The organism is Streptomyces sp. NPDC003379 (assembly GCF_053589195.1).
Window position 1 is genome coordinate 1 of sequence record NZ_JBSFRK010000099.1, and the last position, 9,885, is coordinate 9,885.

Genomic DNA, 9,885 nt, shown 5'->3' on the forward strand with positions numbered 1-9,885 from the left:
GCGCTGGGCCCAGGCGCCCCCCGCGACCAGCACGAACTCCTCGTGGGCTTGGGGCACGGAGGCCACGGCCCGGCCCCGGGGCCGGGCCGTGGCGACCACCAGGTCGTGCCGGCCCGCGCGCAGCTCGTCCAGGAGGTCGTCGGTGAGGCCCGTCGTGATCCTGAGCCGGACGCCCTTCTCGACCAGGGAAGCGAGGCCGGGCAGCACGCAGTGCGAGAGGAATTCGGCAGGTCCCGCCAGGTGGACGGGGTCCGCCGAGCCGTCGCCGCCGTGGCCCGCGACCTCGGCCAGGGCGTCCAGGGGCTCGACGATCCGGGACGCCAGTTCCTCCGCGAACGGCGCGGGGGCGGCGCCGCGCGGCAGCCGCTCGAACAGCTCCCGGTCGAACTGCCGCTCCAGGGAGCGGATCTGCGCGGTGACCGTGGGCTGCGAGAGCCCCAGGAGGCGGGCGGCCGCGGTGAAGGACCCGGAGCGGTAGACGGCGAGGAAGGTGCGGAGCTGGTTGAGGTCCAGCGACCCTGCCTCGGTCTTTCCCTGGGCTTCCGTCTCTCCCCCGGAATCTGTCTTTCCCATACAGTGAGCCTAGGGGACCAGCGGGCCGCCCCCGCGCGAAAGGCATGACGGTAAGGCACGGCGGTAAGGCATCGCGGTCAGGAGCCGCACGTCCTCGCTCCCACGTGCAGCGCGACCGCCGTATTGGCGCCGAGCGTGGCGGTGAACCGCCTGGAGGCGTCGACCGTGACGCGCTTGCCGGACTGGACGTCGCAGTAGGCTCCGGCGGGCAGCGAGGTCTGGAAAGTGCGGTGCAGCGAGGAGCCCTCGTGGTTGATCGCGACGTACGCCTTGTCGCCGCGGCCGAAGGCGATCTGGTTGCCGCCGTTGTCCCACCAGTGCGAGACGGCTTGGCCGCGCGCGGCGTTGCGGAAGGCCACCATGCCCGAGATCTCGCGCCACGCGTGCTGGCACTTCCAGCCGTCGGAGTAACAGGCCTTCACCGTGCCGCCGTTGGGAGGCCCGGCGTCGCGGTCGGAGAACTCGTATCCGGAGTGGACGTCGGGCGCCCCGTACGGCCAGGCGAGCATGAAGACGTTGGCCAGGGTGTAGTTGGCGCCGTCCTTGTAGCTGAGGGTGTCGCCGCCGCGCTCGGTGTCGTGGTTGTCGACGAAGACGGCGGACTTCCCGGAGGTCATGTAGCCCCAGCCCTCGCCGTAGTTCTTCAGGTAGGCGAGCTTCTCGTTGGTGAAGACGCGCTTGAGGTCGCGGGCGTACCGGAACTCCTGGACGTCTCCGTTGCCGAGGTACTCGCTCGGCGAGACCGCCTCTCCCGCACCGTGGATGGCCTCCTGCTTCCAGTACACGCCGGGGTCGCTCAGCCGTGACTTGATGTCGGCCAGGTCACCGGCCGGCATGTGCTTGGCCGCGTCGATGCGGAATCCGTCGACGCCGAGGGAGAGCAGGTCGTTGAGGTAGGCGGCGATCCGGCCGCGTACATAGCCCTCGCCGGTGTCCAGATCGGCGAGGCCGAGGAGTTCGCAGTTCTGTACGTTCCCGCGGTCGCCGTAGTTGTTGATCTGCGACCGGCAGTCGTCCATGTCGGCGCCGGACCAGATACCGGGGTAGTCGTACTTCGTGTAGGCCGAGCCGCCCGTGCCGGTCCCCGACGCGGCCGCCATGTGGTTGATCACGGCGTCCGTGACGACCTTGACGCCCGCGCCGTGGCAGGTGTCGACCATGTTCTTGAAGGCCGCCCGGTCACCGAGGCGACCGGCGATCTTGTAGCTGACCGGCTGGTACGAGGTCCACCACTGGCCGCCCTGTATGTGCTCCTGGGGCGGTGAGACCTGGACGAAGCCGTAGCCCGCGGGGCCGAGCCGGTCCTTGCACGCCTTGGCGACCGAGTCGAAGCGCCACTCGAAGAGGACGGCGGTGACGTCCTTGCCGCCGGGCGGGGCCGCCTCGGCCTCGGGCGTCGTCGCGAGGAGACTCCCGAGGACCCCGGCCGCGAGGGCGAGCGTGACGGCGACGGGCCTTCTGGCTGTGTGCGTGGGCGCTGGGCCGTTCATGGGGGCCTCCAGTGGGGGATCGCTTGCAGAATCTTGCAGATTGAATCTGCAAGAACTTGCGATCGGGACCGTAAGCGGCTTCAAACGCGCGGTCAACCCTTCGCGCAGTACACCGGTGCCCGTCACCGCCCGGCTCGTGCGCGGTGACGGCGTACCGCGTCGCGGTTGGCGCACGGGTGGGAGCAGTAGCGCTGCCGTCCGGTGCGGGAGGTGTCCGCGAAGATCGTGGCGCACCCGGCGACCGCGCAGCGCCGCAACCGGTGCATGCCGCGTCCCACCAGGTGCAGCGCGGTGCCGACCGCGATGAGCGAGAACAGCAGGGTGCCGAGCGGCAGTTGGTCGTCGCGGTAGTGCAGGTGCCAGCCGTCGCCCGCGTGGTCGGTCAGGCGGGGGTGACCGGCGGAGGCGGCCAGCATCCGGTTGACCGACTCGGCGCGCTCGCGCTCGTCGGCGGCGTCGACGACCTTCTCCCACGCATCAAGGGCCGCCCGGGCGGCATCCAAGTCCTCCGGTGCGGCCGGGCGTTCCAGGGTCAGACCGGCGGCGCGGCAGCGGTCCGCCAACTCCCCGGCATCTGCGGGGAATCGGTTGGCCAGGTCTGCCGCCAGGTTCACGGCATCCGTGCCGTAAGGGTTGAGGTGCATAAGACCATTACATCAAGGTGATCACATGAGACACCCCGACGAACAGCTCACCACCCCGCACCCCGTAGACACCACCACCCGTGACCGTGCCGTACGGCAGGCCGTGGAGGACGATCTGCCGGAGCTCGTACGCCTCCGTGCGCTCCTCTTCGACGACCTCGGCGGCGACTACTTCAACCCGGCGTCCGCGGGCGACGACTGGCGCCACCACCTCGTCACGGTCCTCAAGGAACAGCTGACCGCCCGGAGCGCGCGGATCCTCGTCGTGGACGGTGACGACGGCCTGGCCGCCTGTGGCATCGGCACGGTCGACCAGTGGTTTCCCGGGCCGCACAACATCAACGGCCGGGTGGGTCACGTGATCGGCGTGGTCACCGACCCGGCGTACCGACGGCGCGGCCACAGTCGCGCGATCATGCGGGCCCTGCTCGACTGGTTCCGCGAGCGGGAGGCCTCCCGCGTGGACCTGTACGCCTCGTCCGAGGGCGAGCCGCTCTACCGCGCCCTGGGCTTCGTCGACCACTCCGACCCGGCGCTGTACTGGCGCCCTTGAGCCGTGGACGTGAACCGTCGACGCCCCCGGGTCTCCTTTAGCATCGCGGGAATGCTTGCAAGCAGGAATGCTCAATGGGGAAGAGGAGGAGTCGAGGGTGACCGAAGATCGACACACCGGCGCGGCTGACACCGGGGCGCAGCACACCGGGGCGCAGCACACCGAGGCCCAGCACACCGGGGCGGCGCCGGAAGAGTCCGCGGAGCGGCTCGCCTCGATGGTCGCGGATCTCCAGGAACTGGTGGTGTGCGAGTCCTTCTCCTCGGACCTGGAGGCGGTGGCGCGCAGCGCGGACGTCGTGGCCGCGCAGGGGACCCGGCACCTCGGCGCCGCGCCCGAGCGCATCGTCGTCAAGGGGGTGACGCACCTGCGATGGGCGTTCGGCACGCCCCGGGTGCTGCTCCTCGGCCACCACGACACCGTGTGGCCGATGGGTTCGCTGGCGAGTCACCCCTGGTCGGTGCGGGACGGCGTCGCGCGCGGGCCCGGCATCTTCGACATGAAGGCCGGCCTCGTGCAGATGTTCCACGCCCTGGCCTCGCTGCCCTCCCTGGACGGCGTGTGCGTCCTGGTGACCGGGGACGAGGAGGTCGGCTCGGACACGTCGCGGGAGCTCATCGAGGAGACGGCGCGGCAGTGTGCGGCGACGTTCGTGCTGGAGGCGTCGGCGGACGGTGGTGCGGTGAAGACCGCGCGCAAGGGCACCTCCGACTACGAGTTGGTGGTGCACGGCAAGGCGGCCCACTCCGGCCTGGAGCCGGAGAAGGGGATCAACGCGGCGATCGAGGCCGCGCATCTCATCCTGGCGCTGGAAGGGCTCGTGGAGAAGGCCGACGTCGACGCCCCCGCCGCGGCAGGGTGGCGGACCACCGTGACGCCGACGATGACCTGGGCCGGTTCGACGGCCAACACGGTGCCCGCCGAGGCGACGGTCTGTGTCGACGTGCGTGTCCCCACGCTGGCGGCGCAGGAGCGGGTGGACACCGCGATGCGGGCGCTGAGCGTGACCGTGCCGGGGGCGCGTCTCGAAGTGCGGGGCGGCCCCAACAGGCCGCCGATGGAGCTGTCTTCGTCCGCCGACCTGTTCGAGCGGGCGCGCGCGGGCGCGCAGCGGCTGGGTCTTGGCCCGCTGCGCTCGGCGGCGGTGGGCGGAGCGTCCGACGGGAACTTCACCGCCGGGCTCGGCTGCCCGACGCTGGACGGTCTGGGTGCCGTGGGCGGCGGGGCCCACGCCGACCACGAGCATGTGATCGTCGCGGAGATGGTCCCCCGGGCCCGGCTTCTCGCCGGACTCGTCGAGGAGGTCGCCCGTTGAGCGACCTCGACGTCCGCGAACTCCACGAGCTCCCTGAACTGGCGGCCGCGAACGCCCTGTTCGAGGAGATCTGGGGCTCCGCGCCCGGGGCCTCGCCGATGGGGACCGAGCAGATGCGGGCTCTCTCTCACGCCGGGAACTATGTCGCGGGCGCCTTCGCGGACGGCCGTCTGGTCGGCGCGTCCGTCGCCTTCTTCGCGGCGCCCGTCGGCCAGGCCCTGCACTCCCACGTGACGGGCGCCCTCCCCGGGCGCTCGGCGGGCCCGGCCCTCAAGTGGCACCAGCGCGAATGGGCGCTGGCCCGCGGGCTCTCCCGGATCACCTGGACGTACGATCCGCTGGTGCGGCGCAACGCCCACTTCAACCTGGCCAAGCTCGGCGCGCGGCCGGTGGAGTACCTCGCCAACTTCTACGGGTCGCTGGACGACGCGATCAACGGCGGTGACGACACGGACCGGGCGCTGGTCTCCTGGGAGCTGTCCACCCCGGTCCCCGCGCCCGGCCCCGGCCCCGCTCCCTCCCCCGCTCCCGTCCCCGCGGATGCCGTAACCGCTCTGTCGGTGCGCGACGGCCTGCCGGTCGTGGGTCCTCTCGACTGCTCCTCCACCACCCTCCTGCTCGACGTTCCGGCCGACATCGAGGCGTTGCGGCGCACCGATCCGGGCGCGGCCAAGGCGTGGCGTCTGGCGATGCGGGAGGTGCTGGGCGGCCTGTTGGCCGAAGGGGCCCGCGTCACGGGCTTCCACGACCGGACTTCGTACGTCCTCACGCGCGACCACGCCAGGAGGCAGGCCACATGAAGATCACCGGAATCGAACTGCGCCGGATCGCGATGCCGCTGCGGTCGCCGTTCCGCACCTCCTTCGGTGTCGAGACCGCCCGCGACGTCCTGCTCGTACGGGTGGTCACGCCCGACGGCGAGGGGTGGGGCGAGTGCGTGGCGATGTCCGAACCGCGCTACTGCTCCGAGTACGTCGACGGGGCCGCCGACGTGCTGCGCCGCTTCCTCGTCCCGGCGCTGCCCGCCGTGGCGGACGCCCACTCGGTGAAGCGGGCCATGAAGCCCTTCAAGGGCCACAAGATGGCCAAGGCGGCCCTGGAGACGGCCGTGCTCGACGCCCAACTGCGGGCGTCCAGCCAGTCCTTCGGGGCGTTTCTCGGCGCCGGGCGCGAGCGGGTGCCGTGCGGGGTTTCGGTGGGCATCATGGACTCGGTCCCCGAACTCCTCGACGCCGTGGGAGGCTTCCTCGACGAGGGGTACGTACGCGTCAAGCTGAAGATCGAGCCGGGGTGGGACGTGGCGCCGGTCCGCGCGGTGCGGGAGCGGTTCGGCGACGAGCTGTTGCTCCAGGTGGACGCCAACGCGGCCTACACCCTCGCGGACGCCCGGCAGCTGGCCAAGCTGGACGCGTTCGACCTCCTGCTCATCGAGCAGCCGCTGGCCGACGACGACCTGGTGCAGCATGCGGCGCTCGCGAAGCTGCTGCGTACGCCGGTCTGCCTGGACGAGTCGATCGAGTCCGCCGAGGACGCCGCCGCGGCGATCACGCTGGGCGCCGCGTCCGTCATCAACATCAAGCCGGGCCGGGTCGGCGGCTACCTGGAGGCCAAGGCCATCCACGATCTGTGCGTGGCCCACGGCGTCCCCGTGTGGTGCGGTGGCATGCTGGAGACCGGCCTCGGCCGCGCCGCCAACGTCGCGCTGGCCGCACTCCCCGGCTTCACCCTGCCGGGTGACACCTCCGCCTCACGCCGCTATTTCGCCACGGACATCACGGAGCCCTTCGAACTCACCGCGGGCCACCTCGACGTGCCCACGGGGGCGGGGCTCGGGGTCGAGCCGGTCGCGGAGGTGCTGGAGCGGGTGACCACGGAGAGGGAGTGGATCCAGCTGTAGGGGTCGGCTGACTGGGGGGCTGCGGCTGCGGAAAATCGTGTGCGGATCAAGAATGCCCTTGACAGGCTGATGTCATGACGGACTGGATCACTACGCCGATCACCCTGCCCCTCGCCGAGGACCTGCTGCGCGGCGCGCTCGACCTGGAGCGTACCGAGTACGGGGTGCTACCGCACCGGCTGCCCGCACGGGCCCGTGCCCAGTGCGCCGACGGGCAGTTGGCCATGGCGGAGGCCCAGCCCTCCGGCGTACGGCTGGTCTTCCGCACGCGCGCCACCGTCGTGGAGCTGGACACGCTTCGCACCAAGACGGCCTACCGGGGCGCGCCACCCCGCCCGGACGGCGTGTACGACCTGCTCGTCGACGGCACCCTCGCGGGGCAGGCCGGCGTGACCGGTGGCAACGTCCTGATGGTGGACATGACCACCGGTTCGGCGGAGACCGTGCCCGGGCCGGTCGGCACCGTCCGTTTCCCCGGCCTGCCCGACCGCGTCAAGGACGTGGAGATCTGGCTGCCGCACAACGAGGTCACCCAGCTGGTGGCCCTGCGCACCGACGCCCCCGTAGAGCCGGCCCCGGCCCACGGCCGCAAGGTGTGGCTGCACCACGGCAGCTCCATCAGCCACGGCTCCGACGCGGCGAGCCCCACCACGACGTGGCCGGCGCTGGCCGCGTCCCTCGGCGGCGTGGAGCTGATCAACCTCGGCCTGAGCGGCAGCGCCCTGCTCGACCCGTTCACCGCTCGGGCCCTGCGCGACACCCCCGCGGACCTGATCAGCGTCAAGATCGGCATCAACCTCGTCAACCTGGACCTCATGCGTCTGCGCGCCTTCGGGCCCGCGGTGCACGGCTTCCTCGACACGATCCGCGAGGGGCACCCGACCGCCCCACTGCTGGTCGTCTCGCCCATCCTGTGCCCGATCCACGAGGACACGCCCGGCCCCGGTGCCCCGGACTTCAGCGACCTCGGCGAGGGAAGGCTCAAGTTCAAGGCCATGGGCGACCCTGCGGAGCGGGCCGCCGGGAAGCTGACGCTGAACGTGATCCGGGACGAGCTGGCCCGCATCGTGAAGCAGCGCGCGGCCGACGACCCGAACCTCCACCACCTCGACGGCCGCGACCTCTACGGCTTGGCGGACTTCGCGGAGCTTCCGCTGCCCGACCAGCTCCACCCGGACGCCGCCACCCACCGCCTCATCGGCGAACGCTTCGCCACCCTGGCCTTCGGCCCGGGCGGACCGTTCACCTCTTAGAAGTCACCTCTGAGAACCGTAGGGTCCCGTTCCGCCAGCCCTTCTGTTAGCGGAGGGAAGGGCCGACGCTCTGGTCGATGTGGCGCGGGGCGGGTCCACAGCAGGGCCCCGGCGGTCAGCGCGGCGCCTCCGACCAGCCAGGGCAACGGGCCGGGAGGGAGGGTTCCGATGGCCAAGCCGGCCAAGGCGCCGAACAGTTGCAGCGCGAGGGACTGGACCGACAGGGCGGTGGCGCGCCCCGTCGGGGACACGCGCCGGTGCAGCAGGTCGTTCTCGTTCGGTCCTGCCGCGCCGAGGCCCAGGTGGACCAGGGCGAAACCGGTGACTCCCAGGGCCATGGACACCGGTCCCGTGGAGGCCGCCGTGGCCGCGATCAGCAGCAGTCCGCTCGCGCCGACGCCGAGGGCGAGCAGGACCGCGCGCTCCCCGCCTGCCGCCAGTCGGGCAGTGAGCGGTGCGAGATGGCTGCCGAGGGCCGAGCAGACGAAACCCGCGCAGGCCAGCCCGGCGAAGAACACCGCGCCCGTCTCGGGTTCACCGGTCAGGGCCGCGACCCGGCCGGGGGTGAGCAGTTCGACCGTCACCAGCGCGCCACCCGCCGCTGCCGCGCTGAGCAGCACCCGGCGTACTAGTACGTCGCGTCCGCCCAGGCGCAGTCCCGATATGACGGTGGCGGGAATGCCTCGTAGAACGCCGCGCGCGCTCGTCGGCGCCCGGGGCGGCTCGGGCAGGGCGGTCAGGACGTACAACACGAAGACGACGTCGAAGGCGGCTGCCACCAGCACCGGGACGGAGAGCGGGAGCACCAGGCCGGACGTGGCCCGGCTCAGCCACGCGCCGGGATCGGGGCCGAGCCCGAGCAGCCACGGCAGAACGCCGCCGACCAGGGTGCCGACCGCCAGCGCCGCCGCGGTCGCCGCGCTGCCGCGGGCCAGGCCGGTCCGCAGTTCGGCGTCCGGGCCGGCGGTGGCCTGGACGGTGTCGACGTACCAGGCCTCGGCCGGCCCGCTGGACAGAGCGCGCCCCGCGCCCTTCACCGCCATGCCGAGCATCAGCACCCAGGCGGTGGTACCGAGGCTCACCAGGGTGAACGCGACCAGGTCCAGGAGGCCCGCGGCGACGAGGACGGCGCGGCGGCCCAGGACGTCGGAGAGGCCACCCGTGGGCAGTTCGAGCACGGCGGCCGTCAGCGAGTGCACGGCGAAGAAGCCCGCGATGGCGGCGAGTGTCATGCCGCGCTCGGTGAAGAGCAGCACTTGCGGGGCGATGGCCAGCCCGAGCGGCAACCAGAAGAGCGCGCAGACAGCGACGTAGCGACGGCGCGCGGCCGCTGTGCCGAGGGGTTCGCTCACAGCGCGCCACTCGCGGAGCTCGCGGAGCCCTCAGAGCCCTCCGAGTCCTCCGAGTCCTCGTCCGCGCGGCGTGCCAGAGGCAGGCCGGCCGCGAAGACGACCGTCTGGGCGGCGCGCGGGTCCGCCGCGTCGCGAGCGGTCAGCTCCGTCAGCTTCTCCTCGAACGCCCGCCACAGCTCTCCGAGCGACTCCGGGGTCAGACGGGGCAGCATGTCGCTGATCCCGGACGGCTCCAGCCACTGCGGCCCGAGCCGGCCCGCCGCCAGGTCTTCCTCGTGCCGCACCAGCGTCTCCGCCAGAAGCTGGATCTGACGCCTGCGCATCGCGCCGACGAAGCCACGGCTGCCGGGTGACGCCTCCATCGCCGCATTGCTCCACGAGGTCACCTCGTGGACGGCCCGCCAGCGACGCTCCCTGCCGTCGCGCCGGTCGGCCTCGGCGACGAACGCGTACTTCGCGAGCACCCGCAGGTGGTAGCTGGTGGACGCGGACGACTCCCCCGTGGCCGCCGCCAGTTCGGTCGCGGTGGCGGGCCCCTCCATCCGCAGCAGGCCGAGCAGCCGGATGCGCAGGGGATGTGTGAGGGCCTTCAGGGCCGCCGCGTCGCTCTCGGGGTCGAGGATGCGCCGCTTGTCTTCGCTCGTCATGGCGGGAGCGTACGGCGAGATCCCGGTCTCCAAAAGAAGTTTTGCAAAATTTATTTGGGGGTCCGTGGGCGGCGACGCCGGGTGCGCGGTACCGCAGGGCCTTCATCTCGCAGCGGCACACATGCCGCGTACGCCGAGAAGAGGCGGCCCGGCCGGGGTCT

General features: G+C 72.0%; 9 protein-coding genes and 1 pseudogene. 5 read left to right on the plus strand and 5 right to left on the minus strand.

Annotation, left to right across the window (positions count from 1 at the left end):
* The 3 genes and pseudogenes from ACWDVB_RS39650 to ACWDVB_RS39660 all read right to left on the minus strand — a co-directional run.
* A partial coding sequence (locus ACWDVB_RS39650) for a LysR family transcriptional regulator (protein ID WP_451612050.1) occupies positions 1–573 on the minus strand: 573 nt, incomplete at its 3' end.
* An 86-nt stretch (positions 574–659) separates the two neighbouring features.
* Positions 660–2,063, minus strand: a pseudogene (locus ACWDVB_RS39655) (alpha-amylase); the annotation flags it as partial.
* Between the two features lie 122 nt (positions 2,064–2,185).
* Entirely contained in the window at positions 2,186–2,707 is a 522-nt protein-coding gene (locus ACWDVB_RS39660; protein WP_451519908.1) for a CGNR zinc finger domain-containing protein, read from the minus strand.
* A 25-nt stretch (positions 2,708–2,732) separates the two neighbouring features.
* Here ACWDVB_RS39660 and ACWDVB_RS39665 point away from each other — a divergent pair, with 25 nt between their 5' ends.
* The 5 genes from ACWDVB_RS39665 (at position 2,733) to ACWDVB_RS39685 (ending at position 7,725) form a co-directional block, all read left to right on the plus strand.
* Positions 2,733–3,260 (plus strand): GNAT family N-acetyltransferase, encoded by a 528-nt coding sequence (locus ACWDVB_RS39665; RefSeq protein WP_451519907.1) that lies wholly within the window; start codon positions 2,733–2,735, stop codon positions 3,258–3,260.
* A gap of 217 nt (positions 3,261–3,477) precedes the next feature.
* Positions 3,478–4,575: a M20 family metallopeptidase gene (locus tag ACWDVB_RS39670; protein ID WP_451519909.1), complete on the plus strand. Its 1,098-nt coding sequence runs from the start codon at positions 3,478–3,480 to the stop codon at positions 4,573–4,575.
* The gene (locus ACWDVB_RS39675; RefSeq protein WP_451519906.1) at positions 4,572–5,375 is read left to right on the plus strand and encodes a GNAT family N-acetyltransferase; all 804 of its coding nucleotides are present in this window, start codon (positions 4,572–4,574) and stop codon (positions 5,373–5,375) included. Before ACWDVB_RS39670 ends, ACWDVB_RS39675 begins: the two co-directional genes overlap by 4 nt.
* The gene (gene menC, locus ACWDVB_RS39680) at positions 5,372–6,472 is read left to right on the plus strand and encodes an o-succinylbenzoate synthase (RefSeq protein ID WP_451519905.1); all 1,101 of its coding nucleotides are present in this window, start codon (positions 5,372–5,374) and stop codon (positions 6,470–6,472) included. Before ACWDVB_RS39675 ends, menC begins: the two co-directional genes overlap by 4 nt.
* A gap of 74 nt (positions 6,473–6,546) precedes the next feature.
* A complete protein-coding gene (locus ACWDVB_RS39685; protein ID WP_451519904.1) occupies positions 6,547–7,725 on the plus strand; it encodes a GDSL-type esterase/lipase family protein in 1,179 nt (392 codons plus the stop codon).
* Here the strand turns inward: ACWDVB_RS39685 and ACWDVB_RS39690 are convergent.
* Positions 7,722–9,077, minus strand: a complete 1,356-nt coding sequence (locus ACWDVB_RS39690; protein ID WP_451519903.1) for an MFS transporter — start codon at positions 9,075–9,077, stop codon at positions 7,722–7,724. The genes ACWDVB_RS39685 and ACWDVB_RS39690 overlap by 4 nt on opposite strands.
* Positions 9,074–9,724, minus strand: coding sequence for a helix-turn-helix domain-containing protein (locus ACWDVB_RS39695; protein ID WP_451519902.1), 651 nt, complete (start codon positions 9,722–9,724; stop codon positions 9,074–9,076). Before ACWDVB_RS39695 ends, ACWDVB_RS39690 begins: the two co-directional genes overlap by 4 nt.
* Positions 9,725–9,885: the final 161 nt, after the last annotated feature.

What these genes read in the sequence shown, in the direction of transcription:
- ACWDVB_RS39660 (WP_451519908.1), bottom strand. Translation starts at nt 2,707, where the DNA reads ATGCACCTCAACCCTTACGGCACGGATGCCGTGAACCTGGCGGCAGAC.
- menC (WP_451519905.1), top strand. Translation starts at nt 5,372, where the DNA reads ATGAAGATCACCGGAATCGAACTGCGCCGGATCGCGATGCCGCTGCGG.
- ACWDVB_RS39685 (WP_451519904.1), top strand. Translation starts at nt 6,547, where the DNA reads ATGACGGACTGGATCACTACGCCGATCACCCTGCCCCTCGCCGAGGAC.
- ACWDVB_RS39665 (WP_451519907.1), top strand. Translation starts at nt 2,733, where the DNA reads ATGAGACACCCCGACGAACAGCTCACCACCCCGCACCCCGTAGACACC.
- ACWDVB_RS39695 (WP_451519902.1), bottom strand. Translation starts at nt 9,724, where the DNA reads ATGACGAGCGAAGACAAGCGGCGCATCCTCGACCCCGAGAGCGACGCG.
- ACWDVB_RS39670 (WP_451519909.1), top strand. Translation starts at nt 3,478, where the DNA reads ATGGTCGCGGATCTCCAGGAACTGGTGGTGTGCGAGTCCTTCTCCTCG.